At 70.3% G+C, this 18670-nt stretch carries 17 protein-coding genes; 12 read left to right on the forward strand and 5 right to left on the reverse strand.

The genetic code is table 11. From position 1 onward, the window contains the following. Positions 1-422: 422 nt before the first annotated feature. The 3 genes from ACFV9O_RS28760 to ACFV9O_RS28770 all read right to left on the reverse strand — a co-directional run bounded on the left by ACFV9O_RS28760 (position 423) and on the right by ACFV9O_RS28770 (position 2463). Complete coding sequence (locus ACFV9O_RS28760) at positions 423-1640, reverse strand: NAD(P)/FAD-dependent oxidoreductase (protein WP_385422803.1); 1218 nt, start codon at positions 1638-1640, stop codon at positions 423-425. A gap of 54 nt (positions 1641-1694) precedes the next feature. Further along, positions 1695-2138, reverse strand: coding sequence for an RrF2 family transcriptional regulator (locus tag ACFV9O_RS28765; protein WP_385422805.1), 444 nt, complete (start codon positions 2136-2138; stop codon positions 1695-1697). 157 nt (positions 2139-2295) lie between these two features. Then, the gene (locus ACFV9O_RS28770; RefSeq protein ID WP_385422807.1) at positions 2296-2463 is read right to left on the reverse strand and encodes a hypothetical protein; all 168 of its coding nucleotides are present in this window, start codon (positions 2461-2463) and stop codon (positions 2296-2298) included. Positions 2464-2701: 238 nt separating this feature from the next. Between ACFV9O_RS28770 and ACFV9O_RS28775 the strand changes: the two genes are divergently transcribed. The 7 genes from ACFV9O_RS28775 (at position 2702) to ACFV9O_RS28805 (ending at position 9454) form a co-directional block, all read left to right on the forward strand. Then, positions 2702-4399 (forward strand): FUSC family protein, encoded by a 1698-nt coding sequence (locus ACFV9O_RS28775; protein WP_385422809.1) that lies wholly within the window; start codon positions 2702-2704, stop codon positions 4397-4399. Beyond that, positions 4396-4926: a MarR family winged helix-turn-helix transcriptional regulator gene (locus ACFV9O_RS28780; protein WP_385422811.1), complete on the forward strand. Its 531-nt coding sequence runs from the start codon at positions 4396-4398 to the stop codon at positions 4924-4926. Before ACFV9O_RS28775 ends, ACFV9O_RS28780 begins: the two co-directional genes overlap by 4 nt. A gap of 339 nt (positions 4927-5265) precedes the next feature. Then, on the forward strand, positions 5266-5511 hold the full coding sequence (locus ACFV9O_RS28785; protein WP_385422813.1) for a winged helix-turn-helix domain-containing protein: 246 nt from the start codon (positions 5266-5268) through the stop codon (positions 5509-5511). Positions 5512-5671: 160 nt separating this feature from the next. Further along, complete coding sequence (locus ACFV9O_RS28790) at positions 5672-6691, forward strand: Rv2578c family radical SAM protein (protein ID WP_385422815.1); 1020 nt, start codon at positions 5672-5674, stop codon at positions 6689-6691. A 143-nt stretch (positions 6692-6834) separates the two neighbouring features. Further along, the gene (locus tag ACFV9O_RS28795; protein WP_385422817.1) at positions 6835-8430 is read left to right on the forward strand and encodes an alpha/beta hydrolase; all 1596 of its coding nucleotides are present in this window, start codon (positions 6835-6837) and stop codon (positions 8428-8430) included. 38 nt (positions 8431-8468) lie between these two features. Continuing rightward, on the forward strand, positions 8469-8906 hold the full coding sequence (locus tag ACFV9O_RS28800; protein WP_385422819.1) for a RidA family protein: 438 nt from the start codon (positions 8469-8471) through the stop codon (positions 8904-8906). Then, a complete protein-coding gene (locus ACFV9O_RS28805) occupies positions 8903-9454 on the forward strand; it encodes a GNAT family N-acetyltransferase (RefSeq protein ID WP_385422821.1) in 552 nt (183 codons plus the stop codon). Before ACFV9O_RS28800 ends, ACFV9O_RS28805 begins: the two co-directional genes overlap by 4 nt. Here ACFV9O_RS28805 and ACFV9O_RS28810 read toward each other — a convergent pair. Then, positions 9403-9978 carry a HEAT repeat domain-containing protein gene (locus tag ACFV9O_RS28810; RefSeq protein WP_385422823.1) on the reverse strand — a complete coding sequence of 192 codons (576 nt, stop codon included), beginning with the start codon at positions 9976-9978 and terminating at the stop codon, positions 9403-9405. The genes ACFV9O_RS28805 and ACFV9O_RS28810 overlap by 52 nt on opposite strands. 331 nt (positions 9979-10309) lie before the next feature. Here ACFV9O_RS28810 and ACFV9O_RS28815 point away from each other — a divergent pair, with 331 nt between their 5' ends. Together ACFV9O_RS28815 and ACFV9O_RS28820 are read left to right on the forward strand one after the other, a co-directional pair. Next, positions 10310-12106, forward strand: a complete 1797-nt coding sequence (locus ACFV9O_RS28815; RefSeq protein WP_385422825.1) for a 3-hydroxyacyl-CoA dehydrogenase family protein — start codon at positions 10310-10312, stop codon at positions 12104-12106. A gap of 91 nt (positions 12107-12197) precedes the next feature. Beyond that, on the forward strand, positions 12198-13007 hold the full coding sequence (locus tag ACFV9O_RS28820; protein ID WP_385422827.1) for a TetR family transcriptional regulator: 810 nt from the start codon (positions 12198-12200) through the stop codon (positions 13005-13007). 42 nt (positions 13008-13049) lie between these two features. Here the strand turns inward: ACFV9O_RS28820 and ACFV9O_RS28825 are convergent, their stop codons facing one another. Then, complete coding sequence (locus ACFV9O_RS28825) at positions 13050-13910, reverse strand: endonuclease/exonuclease/phosphatase family protein (RefSeq protein WP_385422829.1); 861 nt, start codon at positions 13908-13910, stop codon at positions 13050-13052. A gap of 427 nt (positions 13911-14337) precedes the next feature. Here ACFV9O_RS28825 and ccrA point away from each other — a divergent pair, with 427 nt between their 5' ends. The 3 genes from ccrA to ACFV9O_RS28840 are packed head-to-tail and all read left to right on the forward strand — an operon-like array spanning position 14338 to position 18666. Further along, the gene (gene ccrA / locus ACFV9O_RS28830) at positions 14338-15675 is read left to right on the forward strand and encodes a crotonyl-CoA carboxylase/reductase (RefSeq protein WP_385422831.1); all 1338 of its coding nucleotides are present in this window, start codon (positions 14338-14340) and stop codon (positions 15673-15675) included. Positions 15676-15691: 16 nt separating this feature from the next. After that, entirely contained in the window at positions 15692-17704 is a 2013-nt protein-coding gene (locus tag ACFV9O_RS28835; RefSeq protein WP_385422833.1) for a protein meaA, read from the forward strand. Beyond that, positions 17701-18666: an HpcH/HpaI aldolase/citrate lyase family protein gene (locus ACFV9O_RS28840; protein WP_385422835.1), complete on the forward strand. Its 966-nt coding sequence runs from the start codon at positions 17701-17703 to the stop codon at positions 18664-18666. The genes ACFV9O_RS28835 and ACFV9O_RS28840 overlap by 4 nt, the downstream gene beginning before the upstream one ends. The last annotated feature ends 4 nt before the right edge of the window (positions 18667-18670 follow it).

An 18670-nucleotide genomic window follows, 5' to 3' on the forward strand; every position in this document is an offset into this window, starting at 1 on the left:
TGGGGGACTGTGGGGGCCGTTTCGGTAGGTGGTTGGTTTTCTGCCGAAGGTTGTCTTCGGCGAGACACCGGCCGCAAGAGCGGCATCCTGGACCGGATCGTCGACCAAGGCGTCGCCACCTCCGGCCATGAACAGGCCGTCGAGCAGGCGCTGTCCCTGCAGACATCCCAGGCGGTCCTGGGAACGCTCGCTCGCGGGACGCAGGCTGGGAACCAGAGGCTCGCCACGCCTGCTACGGATACATCAGCGATCCGCAGTCCCTTCGATGACGTGGAGGTTCAGCTCCTCGCCGACCCCTGCGACCTCAGACGGGCGGAACTACGCGTCCCGACTGGATGGAAGCAGGAGGCGCGCTTGCTCTGCCCGTGCGAGAGGCCTCGGCTTCGTTGAGCGGGGCGGCGTCGCGTCGGTCAGGATGCCGGTCAGGCGTAGAACGCCTCCATGGAGAATTCCTCCTGGTGGTCGGCGAGCTTGAGGATGGCATCGGCGTCGTCGACCGGCGGGTAGATCCATTCGGCGTTGATCTGACGCTTGAGCTCCTTGCCCTTCTCTCCGGTCTTCTGGACGGTCCGGTCCCAGCCTGTGGTGACGACCGCGCCGGCGGGGCCCAGGTCCAGGCATGTGACGTAGGGGTTCGGGGCGAAGGGCGCCAGGTCCAGCCCCAGAACGTCGGCGGCCACGTTGTGGCCGGCGAACTTGCCCAGGGGGGTGGCGTGCTGGCAGCTCTGCATCACCGTGTGCCCCTCTTCGGCGGTAGCCGCTGCGGTGTCACCCGCCGCGAACACCTCGGGTGCTCCGAGAACGCGCAGGAACTCATCCACCCGCAGCCGCCCGATCCGGTCGCGCTCGCCGGGGATGTACTGGGTCAGCGGGCTGGCGGCCACGCCGGCCGTCCAGATCACGGTGGACGCCGGGAGGACTTCGCCGTCGGAGAGCTCGACCTCGCTCTCGGTGACCCGCTCGACCGTCTTGCCCAGGCGCAGCTCGACTCCGAGATCACTCAGGGCAGAGCTGATGTACGGGCGCGGGCCTTCGCCCAGCTCGGGCCCCACAGCGTCGGCGCGCTCCACCATGACGACGCGTACGTCATCGGCGTCGCCGGCCACTGCCCGCAGCCGGGAGACAAGTTCCGTGGCTATCTCCAGGCCGGTGAAGCCCGCTCCGATGACGACCGCGGTGAAGCGTCCGGCCGTCGCCTCGCGCTGCGGCAGGCGTCGCAGGTGGTGCTCGAGGGACGCGGCGGCGTCCAGGCTGTCCACGTCGTAGATCCACTGGGAGCCGGGGATCGACGGGCGCACCAGCTGGCTGCCGGTGGCCAGCACCAGACGGTCATAGCTCAGGAGCGTGTTCCGGCCGCTTCGGTCGACCGCGGTCACCATGCGGGTGCTGGTGTCGATGCCGGTGACGGTCGCGGCGATCCGCCGCACCCCGATCGGACCGAGCACCCGGTCCAGCGCCACCCGCATCTGCTCCGGATCGGCCTCGTAGAGCCGCGGACGGATCACCATGTCATCGCCGCTGCTGACCACCGTCACCTGCAGTTCCGACTGCGGCACGCCATGGGCGCGTGCTGCGCGTACGGCGGCCGCGGCGCTCCACACACCAGCAAACCCACCACCAATAATCAGGATATTCTTCATCCAGATTCACCTCCCGAAAGAACGCACGGTCACGCCGCGCGGGAATAAAGGGGATCAGTTGCGCCCGAGCACTTGGCGAACATGCACCGCCATGGCGGGAGCATGCATCTCGGCCCCGGCCTGCACGTCGGCGAGACTCTGCTCGGCCAGCACCTTCCGCCAGGCCGCTTCGGCCCGCCCCATGGCCATCTTCACCGCGCACGCTCGGGTGAAGACGCCATCGGGGCATCGCTCCCCGACGGTGCCGCACCGACGGATCTCCATGCAGCGGAAGAGGGGCTCATTCCCCTCGATGGCCAGCACCACGTCCAGCACCGACACCGCCTCCAAGGGGCGGGTCAGCCGGAAGCCGCCCAGCGCACCCGGCACGGACTCCAGCAAGCCGGCCTTGACCAGTCGCTGCAGCTGCTTGTTCAGGTAGGACGCCGGCAGGTCGTGACCAGCGGCCAGCTGCGCTGCCGCCACCGGCTCGCCGCTCCCCAGCCACGCCAGGTTCACAGCGTATGCATTGCCCACTCGACGCCCTTGCTCGTTTGCATAACCTGGATATTAAATGTCCATGTTCTGGTCGTCAAGCAATCCCTAAGCACTCGAAGCGTCACCCGGTTACCTGTGACTGGCTCTGACGTTGTTCAGCGGACCCACGCGGACGGCGTCAAAGTGTCTGATCGACGGCGAGCACGCCGCAGTCGGCCAGCTCCCGGGCGGTGCCGCGCCAGATGTCGGCGTGAAGGCAGCCGCGGTCGCGGCCGGTCGGGCCGACGAGCCAGATGTCGGCGTCGAAGGGCTGGATGGTGGCGCGCGTGTCGCCTTCGGACTGCACGGCTTGGGCGATCCGCCCTTCGAATGCCTACATGGCCCCTAAGGGGCCTGAGGTGTGAAACGGAGCCGACGTGAGGCGTCGGCGATGTGCTGCCAGACAGCGTCTCCGCTCATCAGCCCGAACACTCTCACGGTGAACTGCACAACTGCCTCGCCCCTTGGCCCTGCCGAACCTGACGGTCTCATCGTCGTGCCCGCGCAGATTATTTTTCTAGTGAAACACCTGTTAACTTTTCTGTATGAGCAGGAGCAGCAGCGCACCCACCCCCTCATCCCAGACCCGCCGAATCCGCTACCTCCCCCTGGCCGGCGCACTCCGCCTGGGCGCGCCGTCCGACATCTGGTTCAAACCGTCGACGAGCGTGGTGGTGTCCACCGCCATACCCAACGTGACCCTGCTCCTTCTCGGCCGGCTCGACCTGGTCCTGTACACGATGGCAGGGTCGCTCTGCGCCCTCTTCGCCCACAACGTCCCGTACGCCGCCCGGGCCCGGACCCTGGCAAGGGTCGTTCTCGGGATGCTGGCGGGCGTCGCCGTCGCCCTGGTCACCGCGTCGCTCACGCACTCCGCCGTCGTGCTCGTCACGGTCGGCGCCCTGCTCGCGGCGGCCCAGAAGACCCTGTGCGACGCCACCCGCATCGGCCCGCCCGGCAATGTGATCTTCACCTTCATCAGTTCGGCGAGTCTCTTCACGCCCCAGACGCTGGGCCAGGTTCCCGGGCATCTCGCGCTGGCGGCAGGCGCGGGCGCCGTCGCCTGGCTGGTCGGCATGGCACCCGTCCTCGTACGCCCCCATGGCCCCGAGCGCCGTGCCACGGCCCGCGCCCTGAACGCGGCTGCCGCCTACGCCGCCACCCGGGGCACCGGACCCGACCATGAGCGGGCCCGCGCCGGGGCGGCCGGCGCCGTGCACGCCGCCTGGCAGTGCCTGCTGTCCGCCGGCGCCCGGAACCCGGTCCGTCACACCCTCGAACGGCTCGTCGTACGTGCCGAGGTCACCCTCGCCGCCCCCGCGACCACCGACCCCGCACAGCTGCGGACCTGGGCCCGCGAGCTGCGCGCTAACCGGCTCGTCCCGCACCCCGTCGGTCTCGACCGCGGCGACGCGGACGAACTCCTCGGCGTGCGGGCCGGACTCGAGGCCCCCCGGCGTCCGTTGTGGCGGCTGATCGGGCCGGGCTCCCCGCTGCTGCCCATCGCCCTGCGTACCGCCGTCGGCTGCGCCCTCGCCGGCTACGCCTCACTTGCCCTCGGCATCGGCCTCCCCTTCTGGGCCCTGGTCACCGCCGCATCCCTGTACCAGGCCAATATGACGCTGTCATGGAGCCGCGGAGTGCAGCGCGTGGTGGGCAACCTCGCCGGTGTCCTGGTGTTCGCGCTCATTGCGCCGCTTGCCCACCTCAACCAGGCCGCGCTCGTGGTGTGCTGCCTCGTCTGCAACTTCGGCGCCGAGGCACTCGCCGGCCGCAACTACTGGCTCGGCAGCGTCTTCGTGACCCCGATGGCGCTACTGATCACCGAGTTCGCCCACTTCCAGCAGCCCGGGGAGCTGATCCTGGACCGCGTCGTGGACACGCTCACCGGTGCCGCCATCGGCATCGTCGCCGCCCTGGCCGTCACCAACCGGCGCGTCGGAGACCAGCTCGAGCGGGCCCTCGACACAGCCGACGCGGCCCGTGACCGCGCCGAGAGCGTCCTCGCCGCGGACCGCCCCGATCCGCGCGCCCTGGAGACCGCTCGCCGCCGGCTCACCACCGCCCTCGTCGAGCTGCGGGCCGGCGCCGACGCCGCCGCCGGCGAATGGTGGCAGCGCGCGTTGCCCGAGGAGCGCCTCGTTCGCACCGAGCGCGCCGGACACCGTACGCTCGCCGCGACGATACGACGGCAGGGACTGCATTCCGGGGAGAGACTGAACGTGGAGGGCGCACGGGCATGACGACAGCGAACGGCCAGGCGGTGACAGGCGACACGATGGCCGCGGTGGTCCGCCAATGGCAGGCGGTCCATCCGGACATCGACACCGGCCCGATGGAGATCATCGGCCGGATCAACCGCTCTGCCGCCCTGCTCCAGCAGGCCGAGGACGCCCCGCTGCGCCGCGCCGGACTCACGCGCCCCGAATTCGACCTGCTGGGCGCGTTGCGCCGCACCGGCCACGAGCTGACTCCCGGGGAGCTCGCCCGCGAGACCTTCTCCTCCGGAGCGGCCGTCACCAAACGGATCAAGTCCCTGGCCGAACGCGGCCTGGTGGAGCGGCGCGGCGACACCCGCGACCGCCGCATGGCCCATATCCGCCTCACCGACGCGGGCCGCGATCTGGTCGACGCCATCCTCCCCGCCCAGCTGTCGTACGAACGGGACATCCTGGCCGGCCTCGACCCGGCCGGGCAGGCTCGCCTGAGCGCGCTCCTGCGTACTTTCCTCACCAGACTCGAAGGCGCGCTCGGCGGCCCCCGGCCCTGAAGCCCGCCCCCGGGCGGGGCACAGGGCCCGGGCCGAAGAGTCACTCCCACCCGGGCCCTGTCCTGTTCGTGCGATGACGAGCCGCAGGACCGCCGAGTCTTCACCGCGCTGGACGCGGACCTGAAGGGCCCTGCACTGTCTGGCCAACTCCCGGATCTCCAGGCGGCGGTAGCGCCCCTCCGCCACTGGGTCGTTAACGGCTTCAGCGGCCACAACGCTCCTCCTCGCGGCATCGCCGGCACTGACAGATCGGCCATGCCGAGGACAGCAGCGGTGCCAAGTTCTGGTCCGCGGTGAAGGTGTCGCGCAGGGCAGCGCATGGCGGCGCAAGCTGCCCTTATGACCCTGCCGAAGTACGTCTGGGAGACCATCGCCGACGCCATCGCTGCTGATATCGCCGCTGGCCGGCTGCCTGTCGGCGCCCGCCTACCCAATGAGCGCGAGCTGGCAGCGCATCACGGCGTAGCCCTGATCACGGCCAGACGGGCCGTCAAGGAGCTTCGGGAGCGTGGCCTTGTCGCGACCCTGCCCAACAAGGGGACGTACGTACTGAACCGGCCGGAGGCCGACAGCGGAGAGGCGTGACCTACATCCCAGCGGTCGCGGGTGCTCCTCCATGCGGCCACATGAAACAAGGCCCCCGGCTTCGGTCGAGGGGCCTTCTTCATGCCTGGAACAAGCTTGACCCCGCATGGGAACAGATGTTCTATTCTAAGGGCGAACGCCGACACCTACGGGAGGGCCCATGCGCTGGGACGGCTTGGGAGACGGAGCACCAGGTCAGCTAGGCCTCTCCTACACTGTTGACGACAACTCGGACACCCCGGAGTTCCGCGGGATCACCTTCCATGAGGTCCGTGCCCGTTCGATCCTGAACCGGGTGCCGGGGGCCTCCCGGATGCCGTTCGAGTGGACCGTCAATCCGTACCGCGGCTGCACGCACGCGTGCGTGTACTGCTTCGCCCGCAAGACGCACAGCTATCTCGATCTCGACACCGGGCTCGGCTTCGACAGCCAGATCGTCGTCAAGATCAACGCGCCCGAGCTGCTGCGCCGCCAGCTGGCCTCGCGCCGCTGGCAGGGCGCGCAGATAGCGATGGGCACGAATGTCGACTGCTACCAGCGGGCGGAGGGGCGGTACCGGCTGATGCCGGGGATCATCGGCGCCCTGCGCGACTACGCCAACCCGTTCTCGATCCTCACCAAGGGAACGCTCATCCTGCGCGATCTGGACCTGCTGCAGCAGGCCGCCGCGGTCACGGAGGTGGGCATCTCCGTGTCGGTCGGCTTCACGGACCGGGAGCTGTGGCGGACCGTGGAGCCGGGGACGCCTTCGCCGGAGCGGCGCCTCGACGTCGTACGGACCCTGACCGAGCACGGCATCGGCTGCGGGGTGCTCATGGCGCCGGTCATCCCCTTCCTCGGCGATCACCCGGACCAGCTGAGGGCGACGGTGCGGGCGATCGCCGCGGCCGGGGCGACGTCCGTGACACCGCTGGTGCTCCATCTGCGGCCCGGTGCGCGCGAGTGGTTCATGGCATGGCTGGGCCGGGAGCATCCGCATCTGGTGCGGCGCTACGAGCGGCTGTACGCGGAGGGGGCGTACGCGCCCAAGTGGTACCAGCGGCGCATCACCCGTCATGTGCACGAACTCGCCACGGAGTTCGGGATCGGCCCGGCGCAGCGCGGCACTCCGCGGCGGATCCCGGTGCCCGTCGAGCCGGCCCTCGCGGAGCCGGCCGCCACGCAGCTCACCCTGCTCTGAGCGGCCGAGGCGAAGCTTCGGGGGCAATCGGGAGCAAACGGGTCAAGTCTGAATCGAACGTGTCCTTCCGGGAGGGAATCCGGGAACGCTGCCGCCGGGGCTGTGCCGCTCCGGGCCGCGCCCCCGCCACCACGGGAGGCCATATGTACAGACGCACAGGAGCGCTGGTCGCCGCCGGAGCGGCGGTGACCGGGCTGATCGCCGGCGCGCCGTCCACGGCGACGGCGGGACCGGCGGGGCCACGGCCCGCGGGCGCCGCCCTGACGTGGCGAAGCTGCGCCACGGATGAGCATCCGAGGCTAGAGTGCGCCCAGTTGAAGGTGCCTCTCGACCACGCACGGCCCGGCGGCCGGCAGATCACGCTCGCGCTGTCACGGGTGCGGCACACCGCCAGGACCTTCCAGGGACCGCTGCTGGTCAACCCGGGAGGACCGGGTGCGAGCGGGCTGAAACTGGCCGGGTTCGTCGCGGCCTCGCTGCCCGCGAAGGTCGCCGCGCAGTACGACGTCATCGGCTTCGACCCCCGCGGTGTGGGTGCCTCCAGGCCCGCGCTCAACTGCAAGCCGGGCCACTTCGCGCCCGTACGCCCCGACTCGGTGCCGCGCACGCGGAAGGAGGAGATGGCGAATCTGCGGCGGGCCTCGGCGTTCACGAAGGGCTGCGCGGCCAAGTACGGGGACGTGCTGCCCCATATGAACACCGTGAGCACGGCGAGGGACATGGACGCCGTCCGGCGCGCGCTCGGCGCCCGGCAGATCTCCTATTTCGGATACTCCTACGGCACCTATCTGGGTGCCGTGTACGCCAAGTACTTCCCGAACCGGGTGCGGCGCGCCGTGCTCGACTCCGTGGTGAACCCGAAGGGCGTCTGGTACGGCGCCAACCTCGACCAGGACCTCGGCTTCGACGTCCGCCACAAGGCCTTCGCCGCGTGGGTGGCCAGGCACGACACGACGTACCGGCTGGGCAGCGACCCGGCGAGGGTCGAGGCGGCGTGGTACGCGATGCGCGAGGCGCTGCGCCGGGAGCCGGCGGGCAGGAAGGTCGGCCCGGGCGAACTGGAGGACACCTTCCTGCCGGGCGGCTACTACGACGGCTTCTGGCCGCACCTGGCCGAGGCGTTCGCCGCCTACGTGAACCGCAAGGACGCGCGCCCGCTGGTGGAGGCGTACGAGAACTTCGGCGCGCCCGACAGCGAACGCGACAACAGCTACTCCGTCTACACGGCGGTGCAGTGCCGCGACGCCGCGTGGCCGCGGGACTGGAACAACTGGCGCAAGGACAACTGGCAGATCCACGCCAAGGCGCCCTTCTCCACCTGGAACAACGCCTGGTACAACGCGCCGTGCGCCACGTGGCCCGTCCCGCCGCTCCGCCCCACGGACGTGTCGAACGTCGCGCTCCCGCCGGTGCTGATCTTCCAGGCGACGGACGACGCGGCGACGCCGTACGAGGGTGGCGTCGCCGTCCACCACCGGCTGCACAGCTCCCGTCTGATCGTCGAGGAGGGCGGCGGCAACCACGCGGTCACCCTGGGCGGAAACCGCTGCCTGGACCGCTATCTGACGGACTATCTGGCCACCGGCAAGGTGCCCGCGTCGAGCACGACGGGCGAGGCCGACGCGGTCTGCGCACGCACGCCGGAGCCGAAGCCCCTGAAGCCCACGGCTCGCGCCGGCGCTACGGACGCGGCCCGCGCCGGGGCGGCACTGCACAGGGCCCTCGGGCACCGGAACTGACTGGCTCGCCGTCAGGGGCGTGCGCCAGGATGCGGGGCATGACCTCGCACTCGCCTTCGAAGCCGTCTGCGCACCTCACCCATGTCCACGCCCCTGACGGCATCGCCCCGGCCACCGGCTACACCCATGTGGTGATGGGCACCGGCACGTTCGTCGCGATCTCCGGCCAGATCGCGCTGGACGAGGACGGCAGGGTGGTCGGCGAGGGAGACCCCGCCGCCCAGGCCCACCAGGTCTTCGAGAACCTGCGCCGCTGCCTCGCCTCGGCGGGCGCCGGCTTCGAGGACGTGGTGAAGCTGACGTACTTCCTGACCGACATTGCCCACCTGCCCGCGGTCCGCGACGCCCGCGACGCCTTCATCGACCGCGACCGCCTCCCGGCGAGCTCCGCGGTGCAGGTCGTCTCGCTGGTCGACCCCCGGCTGCTGATGGAGATCGAGGCGTTCGCGGTCGTGCCCGAGGGGCGTGCGGCATGAGCGTGCGGCTGAGGGACATGGCCGACGCCGACTGCGAGGCGGTCGCGGCCGTCCGGGTCGCCGGCTGGCGGCACGCCTATGCGGGTCTCATGCCGCAGGCGTATCTCGACGCGATGAGCGAGGCGGAGGACGCCGAACGCCGCCGGGCCCGTCTCGCCGCCGCGACCGGCAGCGGGATGGTGAACGTGGTGGCCGAGCAGGACGGCGAGGTGGTCGGCTGGGGCTGCTACGGGCCGTACCGCGAAGAGGACACGACGACCGGCGACGGCGAGGTGTACGCGCTCTACGTGCGGCCGGGGCACATCGGCACCGGCGTGGGCCGGGCGCTGATGACCGAGCTCCTGGCCCGGGCGGAGGCGGACGGCCGGCCCGCGCTCCTCCTCTGGGTGCTCAGGGAGAACGCGCGGGCGCGCCGCTTCTACGAGAAGGCCGGATTCGCACCCGACGGCGCCGAGGAGCCGTTCGATGTGGGCGGCGTCGCGGTGGACGAGGTGCGCTATGCGAGGCGGCTGAGCGCGGCGGAGGCGGCGGCGGACAGCCGGGGGTGAGCGAGGGCCGACTCCAGGACCGGGCGGGCGCGTTCGTCGGCGAGGGTGCCGAGGCCCTCGACGCAGGCGAGGGCGACCCGCCAGTGCGGGTCGCCGGGTGCCAGCCGCCGCTGCAGGGTGGTGATCAGCGCCGGGGCCGATTCGGGGGCGCGGAGTTCGGTGAGGAGACGGACCGGGAGCAGGGCATAGGCGACCCGGAGCTCATTGGTGGCGAGTGCGGCGGCCGCGCGGGGGGTGCGGGGGTCGCCGAGGCGGGTCAGGGCGTAGGAGGCGGAGATGCAGCGCTCGTGATCGCGGTGGTTGAGGAGCAGCACGAGCGCCTCGAAGGCGCGGCGGTCCCCGGCGCAGCCGAGGCGGAAGGCGGCGATCTCCCGCGCCCATAAGGGGCGTTCGGCCTCCGTCAGCACGCCGGCGAGTTCATCGAGGTCGGCGGTGGCGGTCAGCCTGCGGTGCAGCTCCGCGTCGGCGGGACCGGTCAGCTCCCCTTCGGTACGCCGGGCGAGGTCGAGCAGATCGGCGTCCATGCGGGGAAGCGTAGAGGAGCGGGCGGCACGCGGTGCAGATCACATCCGCACAGGACTGGCGCGCTCATTACTCACCGGTTAACCTCATGTGAGCGGGTCACACCCGCACAGCTCCCGGCGGCCTGGTGACGCAGCCGCCCGGGGGTACCTCCCATACCGCATGGCTATGGGGGAGCTTGTCGGTTCGGCAGTTCCGTACGACGTGACTCCGGGACAGAGTCCGTCGCCCCTGGGCGCGCATCGCCGCGCGCCTCATCGCGACACGCACCTCAGCGCGCCCCTCCTGCACGCGCGCCCTCCCTCAGTCGTCACTCATTCCTGGAGTCCCGTGATGGACACCCCTCTCTCCACCACCCCTTTCTCCACCGTCGCCGTCGTCGGCCTCGGCACGATGGGCACCGGCATCGCCGAGGTCCTCGCCCGCGCCGGCCGTGAGGTCATCGGCATCGACATCAGCGACGCCGCCGCCCGCCACGCCGCCACCGCCCTCGAGGCCACCACCGCGCGTGCCGTCGAGCGCGAGCGCATCACCGAGGAGGAGCGCCGGAACGTCCTCGCGCGCTTCCGCACCTTCTCCGACCTGCAGGCGGCCGCGGACGCGGACCTCGTGATCGAGGTCGTGCCCGAGTCGTACGAGACGAAGCAGCAGGTCATCCGTGAGCTCGACGCCATCGTCCGGCCCGACGCGATCCTCGCCACCGGCACCAACGCCCTGTCCGTCACCCGCCTCGCCGCGGGCTCCGCGCGGCCCGAGCGCGTCCTGGGCCTGCACTTCTTCAACCCGGCCCCGGCGATGAAGCTCGTCGAGGTGGTGTCCTCGGTGCTCACCGCCCCGCAGGCCGTGGAGGCCGTCACCGCGCTCGCCCACGACCTGGGCAAGGAGCCCGTGGCGGTCGGCGACCGGCCCGGCTTCGTCGCGGACGGACTGCTCTTCGGCTACCTCAACCAGGCCGCCGCCATGTACGAGGCGAAGTACGCCTCGCGCGAGGACATCGACGCCGCGATGAAGCTCGGCTGCGGCCTCCCCATGGGCCCGCTGGCGCTGCTCGACCTGATCGGCATCGACACCGCCCGTACCGTCCTCGACGCGATGTACGCCGAGTCCCGGGACCGGCTGCACGCCCCCGCGCCCATCCTGAAGCAGCTCAGCGAGGCGGGCCTGACCGGCCGCAAGTCGGGCCGCGGCTTCTACACGTACGAGGCGCCGGACAGCGGCACGGTGGTGCGCGACGCGCTGACGCCCCTGGAGGCCGCGCAGGCCACCGGCGGCCGTCCGGTGAACTCCGTCGGCGTCGCCGGTTCGGGCACGATGGCGAGCGGCATCGCCGAGGTCTTCGCCAAGGCCGGGTACGACGTGGTCCTCGCCGCCCGCAGCCAGGAGAAGGCCGAGACGGCCAAGTCCCGTATCGCCAAGTCTCTTTCCCGCTCTGTCGACAAGGGCCGGATGACCGCCGAGGCCCGCGAGGAGACGCTGGCCCGGATCACCCCGGCCGGCTCGCTGGACTCCTTCGCGGAGGTCGACCTGGCCGTGGAGGCCGTCGCCGAGGACCTGGAGATCAAGCAGCAGCTGTTCGCCACGCTCGACAAGGTCTGCAAGCCGGGAGCGGTGCTCGCCACCACCACCTCCTCGCTGCCCGTCGTCGCCTGCGCCCGCGCCACCTCGCGCCCGCAGGACGTCATCGGCATGCACTTCTTCAACCCGGCCCCGGCGATGAAGCTCGTCGAGGTGGTCCGCACGGTCCTGACCGCGGACGACGTCCACGCCACCGTCCGCGAGGTCACCGCGAAGATCAGGAAGCACCCGGTGGACTGCGGCGACCGCGCCGGCTTCATCGTCAACGCGCTGCTGTTCCCGTACCTCAACAACGCGATCAAGATGGTCCAGGAGCACTACGCCTCGCTCGACGACATCGACGCCGCGATGAAGCTCGGCGGCGGCTACCCGATGGGGCCCTTCGAACTGCTCGACGTCGTCGGCCTCGACGTCTCGCTCGCCATCGAGAAGGTTCTCCACCGCGAGTTCCGCGACCCGGGTCTGGCCCCCGCGCCACTGCTCGAGCACCTGGTGGCCGCGGGCTGCCTCGGCCGCAAGACGGGACGCGGCTTCCGCGAATATGCCCGGCGCTGAGCCGCAGGGGCCGTGGGGAGGGCTGCTCCGTTCTTCGGGCAGCCCTGCCCCGGAGGCGCGCTCTCCTGCGCAAATGCAGTACGTTCAGGTCATGCCCCAGCCCGCCAAGTCACCCCGTGCCACCGCCGCCTCCGAGCCTCCGGAGAGCGCCGCAGGCAGCCGCGCCGCCGCCCAACGGCTCAAGATGCGCCGGGAACTGGCCACGGCGGCGATGGAGCTGTTCGCGACCAAGGGGTACGAGGCGACGACCGTCGACGAGATCGCGGCGGCGGCCGGGGTCGCGCGCCGGACCTTCTTCCGCCACTTCCGCTCCAAGGAAGAGGCGATCTTCCCGGACCACGACGACACGCTCGTACGCGCCGAGGCGGTGCTGAACGCGGCCCCCGCGCACGAGCACCCGCTCGACACGGTGTGCCGTGGCATCAAGGAAGTCATGAAGATGTACGCGTCCTCGCCCGCGGTGTCGGTCGAGCGCTACCGCCTCACCCGCGAGGTACCCACGCTGCGGGAGCGTGAGATCGCCTCGGTGGCCCGCTACGAGCGGCTGTTCACGCGCTATCTGCTGGGCCATTTCGACGAGCGCGACCACCACGACGGCAACGACGATCCGCTGCTCGCCGAGGTGGCGGCGTCCGCCGTCGTCACGGCGCACAACCATGTGCTGCGCCGCTGGCTGCGGGCGGGGGGCCAGGGCGACGTGATGGCGCAACTCGACCACGCCTTCGACATCGTCCGCGAGACCTTCGGCACGGGCATCGGCGCCGGCCGCACCACGACCGACCGGGCCCCTGCCGGCCAGGTGCAGTCGACCGGCGAGGTCCTGGTGGCCGTGGCCCGTTCGGACGCCCCGCTTCCCGAGGTCATGCGCACGATCGAGCAGGCGCTGCGCGGACGGAGCTGACCGCGGTACCGGGCCGGAGACCGGAACGGTGCGGCTGCAGGGTCAGAACCGGCCCTTGTCGACCCGCAGGTCCGCGGCGACCGGGAGATGGTCGGAGGTCAGCGGGTCGCTCATGATCACGGCGGCGCTCTCCGCCCGGACGTCGGACGAGTGCATCACGTAGTCGATACGTGCGTGCGGGTGCTCGGAGTCGTGGGTGTACCCGTCACCCGAGCCCGCCTCGGTCCAGGCGTCCTTCAGGAACCCGGTCATGGTCAGCATCTCGGGGGTGCCGGGGACGGCGTTCAGGTCGCCGACGAGGATCGTGCGGTCGGCGTCGTCACCCAGCAGCTCACGGATCCTGGCGGCCTGCAGCTGCCGCTCGAAGGCGTCGTTGTGCTGCAGGTGGGTGTTGGCGAACCGCACCCGGGAGCCGTTGACCTCGATCTCCGCCTGGAGCAGACCGCGCTGCTCGTGGGTGCCCAGCTTGGGCAGCAGGGTGTTGCTCGAGGACTTGACCGGCCACGGGGTGAGGATCGCGGTGCCGTACTGACGGCGCGGGTCGCCCGGCACCAGCGGGTCGAGGTCGAGGTTGGCGCCGTACACGTAGCGCATCCCCAGCCGCTCCGAGAACCACTCCGGAAGGTCGAGCCACTGGCTGCGCGCGGACCAGTGGCGGTCGACCTCCTGCAGACCGACGATGTCGGGGCGCACCGCCTCGATCACCTCGGCAACGCGCTCCAGGTCGAAGACCTCGGCACCGCTCGCTCCGTGATGGATGTTGTAGGTCAGGACACGCACGGCGGCGGTCGGCTTGAGGTCCGCGGCGGCGGCCGGCCCGGCACCGAGCAGTGCGGTGGCGGCGCCGGCGGCGCCCGCCGCCAGCAGCGTGCGACGAGACGGTGACGAAAGAGTCGATGACAACGTTGTTCCTTGCTCGCTCGGGGTGGCCTTTTCTGGCGATCATGAACCGCGCTTCCGAATCCCCGGCATCCGTGGCGTGAACCTGCCTGATCCACATCGGGACACCTGATCGATCATCGCTCATTTGTGACGCCCAGATTGCATCTGAGTGAAATTGTTGGCACCCAGTGTCTTGCGGCCTGGCACGCGGTGCCATACGTTGATGATGTCCGGGCGGCCGGCGTGCAGAGAACTCTCGTACGCCGGCTGTCCCCGCAAGCCTCCCGGCTCGCGCGCCCGGACGCCTGCGTCACAGGCAACCTCCCGCGCCCACAAAAGCGCTGCCACAGCACCACCCCCGCCGAACCGACGGCACCTCCGAAGCAGCACTCCCGACGTTCCCCTCAGCGTTCCCCGAAATCGAACGCTCTTCGCCGGAGGCAACACCGTGAAGGAAATCCTGGACGCGATTCAGTCGCCGGACTCCACGTCCGCCGACTTCGCCGCACTGCCCCTCCCCGAGTCGTACCGTGCGGTGACCGTGCACAAGGACGAGACCGAGATGTTCTCGGGCCTGGCGACGCGCGAGAAGGACCCGCGCAAGTCGCTCCACCTCGACGACGTGCCCGTCCCCGAGCTCGGCCCCGGTGAGGCGCTCGTGGCGGTCATGGCCAGCTCGGTCAACTACAACTCCGTCTGGACCTCGATCTTCGAGCCGCTCCCGACCTTCGGCTTCCTGGAGCGCTACGGAAAGCTCTCCGAGCTCACCAAGCGCCACGACCTGCCGTACCACATCATCGGCTCCGACCTCGCCGGCGTCGTCCTGCGCACCGGCCCCGGCGTCAACGCCTGGCAGCCTGGTGACGAGGTCGTCGCGCACTGCCTCTCCGTCGAGCTGGAGAGCTCCGACGGCCACAACGACACGATGCTCGACCCCGAGCAGCGGATCTGGGGCTTCGAGACCAACTTCGGCGGCCTGGCAGAGATCGCACTTGTCAAGTCGAACCAGCTGATGCCCAAGCCCAAGCACCTGAGCTGGGAGGAGGCGGCGGCACCGGGTCTGGTCAACTCCACCGCGTACCGCCAGCTGGTCTCCCGCAACGGCGCCGGGATGAAGCAGGGCGACAACGTCCTGATCTGGGGCGCGAGCGGTGGACTCGGCTCGTACGCCACCCAGTTCGCCCTCGCCGGCGGCGCCAACCCGATCTGTGTCGTCTCCAGCGACCAGAAGGCCGACATCTGCCGGGCGATGGGCGCCGAGGCGATCATCGACCGCAACGCCGAGGGCTACAAGTTCTGGAAGGACGAGCACACCCAGGACCCGAAGGAGTGGAAGCGCTTCGGCAAGCGCATCCGCGAGCTCACCGGTGGCGAGGACGTCGACATCGTCTTCGAGCACCCGGGCCGGGAGACCTTCGGCGCGTCCGTCTACGTCACGCGCAAGGGCGGCACGATCGTGACCTGCGCGTCCACGTCGGGCTACAACCACGAGTACGACAACCGCTACCTGTGGATGTCGCTGAAGCGCATCATCGGCTCGCACTTCGCGAACTACCGCGAGGCCTGGGAGGCCAACCGCCTGATCGCCAAGGGCAAGATCCACCCCACCCTGTCGAAGGTCTACTCCCTGGAGGAGACCGGCCAGGCCGCGTACGACGTGCACCGCAACCTCCACCAGGGCAAGGTCGGCGTGCTCGTGCTGGCGCCCCGCGAGGGCCTGGGCGTGCGCGACGAGGAGATGCGTGCCAAGCACCTCGACGCCATCAACCGCTTCCGGAACATCTGAGTCAGAGGTCCATCAGATGACAGAGCGTCAGAAGGACCGGCCGTGGCTCATGCGCACGTACGCCGGTCACTCCACGGCCGAGGCGTCCAACGAGCTGTACCGGCGCAATCTCGCCAAGGGCCAGACCGGCCTGTCGGTCGCGTTCGACCTGCCGACGCAGACCGGCTACGACCCCGACCACGTCCTCGCCCGCGGCGAGGTCGGCCGGGTCGGGGTCCCGGTCTCGCACCTCGGTGACATGCGGCGGCTGTTCCAGGACATCCCCCTGGAGCAGATGAACACATCGATGACCATCAACGCCACCGCCATGTGGCTGCTGGCGCTCTACCAGGTGGTCGCGGAGGAGCAGGGCGCGGACATCACCCAGCTCCAGGGGACGACGCAGAACGACATCGTCAAGGAGTACCTGTCGCGCGGGACGCACGTCTTCCCGCCGGGTCCCTCGCTGCGGCTGACGACCGACATGATCACCTACACGGTGGCGCACATCCCCAAGTGGAACCCGATCAACATCTGCAGCTACCACCTGCAGGAGGCCGGGGCCACGCCGGTCCAGGAGATCGCCTACGCGATGTCCACGGCGATCGCCGTCCTGGACGCGGTGCGCGACTCCGGGCAGGTGCCGCAGGAGAAGTTCGGCGACGTCGTCGCCCGGATCTCCTTCTTCGTGAACGCGGGCGTCCGCTTCATCGAGGAGATGTGCAAGATGCGCGCCTTCGGCCGCATCTGGGACACGGTCACGCGTGAGCGCTACGGCATCGAGAACGCCAAGCAGCGCCGCTTCCGCTACGGCGTCCAGGTCAACTCGCTCGGTCTGACCGAGGCCCAGCCGGAGAACAACGTCCAGCGCATCGTCCTCGAGATGCTGGCCGTGACGCTCTCGAAGGACGCCCGCGCCCGTGCCGTGCAGCTCCCTGCGTGGAACGAGGCGCTGGGCCTGCCCAGGCCCTGGGACCAGCAGTGGTCGCTGCGCATCCAGCAGGTCCTCGCGCACGAGTCGGACCTGCTGGAGTACGAGGACATCTTCGCGGGCTCGCACGTCATCGAGGCCAAGGTGGAAGCCCTGGTCGCGGAGTCGCTCGCCGAGATCGAGCGGATCCAGGAGATGGGCGGCGCGATGGCGGCCGTCGAGTCCGGGTACCTCAAGTCGCAGCTGGTGTCCTCGCACGCCGAGCGGCGGGCCCGGATCGAGGCCGGTGACGAGAAGATCGTCGGCGTCAACATCTTCGAGACCACCGAGCCCAACCCGCTCACCGCGGACCTCGACACCGCGATCATGACCGTCGACCCGGCGAACGAGGCGCGTGTCGTCGCGAAGCTCCACGAGTGGCGCGACAACCGCGACGAGAGCCGTGCCCAGGAGGCCCTCGCGGCGCTGAAGGCCACGGCGGCGGGCGAGGGCAATCTGATGGCCGCCACCGTGGAGTGCGCCCGCGCGGGCGTCACCACCGGCGAGTGGGCCTGGGCGCTGCGGGACGTCTTCGGCGAGTTCCGCGCCCCGACCGGTGTGTCGTCCGCGCCGGTCGCGGTGACCGCCGAGGAGGGCACGCCGCTGGCACTCGTCCGCGAGAAGGTGTCCCGTACCGCCGACGAGCTGGGCTCGGGCCGGCTGCGACTGCTGGTCGGCAAGCCCGGCCTGGACGGGCACTCCAACGGTGCCGAGCAGATCGCCGTGCGGGCGCGCGACGCGGGCTTCGAGGTGGTCTACCAGGGCATCCGGCTCACGCCCGAGCAGATCGTCAGTGCCGCGCTCGCGGAGGACGTGCACTGCGTGGGCCTGTCGATCCTGTCCGGCTCGCACGCCGAGCTGGTCCCTGACGTACTGTCGCGCCTGCGTGAGGCGGGCGCGTCCGACATCCCGGTGATCGTGGGCGGGATCATCCCGAACAGCGATGCCGAGGATCTGAAGCGTGCGGGTGTGGCCGCCGTCTTCACCCCGAAGGACTTCGGTATCACGGAGATCATCGGCCGTATCGTCGACGAGATCCGTACAGCGAACAAGCTCGACCCTCTGGAGGTCCCCGCATGACCACGCCCGTCAACCGGCTGCGCCCGCGCCGCTCCTGCCTCGCGGTGCCCGGTTCGAACCCGCGGTTCCTGGAGAAGGCCCAGGGCCTGCCGGCCGACCAGGTCTTCCTGGACCTGGAGGACGCCTGTGCGCCGCTCGCCAAGCCCGAGGCGCGGCACACGATCGTCAAGTTCCTCAACGAGGGCGACTGGACGGGCAAGACGCGCGTCGTGCGGGTCAACGACTGGACGACGCAGTGGACGTACCGGGACGTCGTGACGGTCGTCGAGGGTGCGGGCCAGAACCTCGACTGCATCATGCTGCCGAAGGTCCAGGACGCCGAGCAGATCGTCGCCCTCGACCTCCTGCTGACCCAGATCGAGAAGACCATGGGCTTCGAGGTCGGCAAGATCGGCATCGAGGCGCAGATCGAGAACGCCCAGGGCCTCAACAACGTCAACGCGATCGCCCAGGCGTCCCCGCGCGTGGAGACGATCATCTTCGGCCCCGCCGACTTCATGGCCTCGATCAACATGAAGTCCCTTGTCGTCGGCGAGCAGCCGCCCGGCTACCCGGCGGACGCCTACCACTACATCCTGATGAAGATCCTCATGGCCGCCCGCGCCAACAACCTCCAGGCGATCGACGGCCCGTACCTCCAGATCCGCAACATCGACGGCTACCGCGAGGTGGCGCAGCGCGCCGCGGCGCTCGGCTTCGACGGCAAGTGGGTGCTGCACCCCGGCCAGGTCGAGGCGTCCAACGAGATCTTCTCGCCCTCCCAGGAGGACTACGACCACGCCGAGCTGATCCTGGACGCGTACGAGTACTACACGTCCGAGGCGGGCGGCAAGAAGGGCTCGGCGATGCTCGGCGACGAGATGATCGACGAGGCCAGCCGCAAGATGGCCCTGGTCATCTCCGGCAAGGGCCGCGCCGCCGGTATGGCCCGTACCTCGAAGTTCGAAGCCCCGGAGGCCTGAGCAC

This window comes from Streptomyces sp. NPDC059909 (assembly GCF_042730885.1).
Taxonomy (GTDB): Bacteria; Actinomycetota; Actinomycetes; order Streptomycetales; family Streptomycetaceae; genus Streptomyces.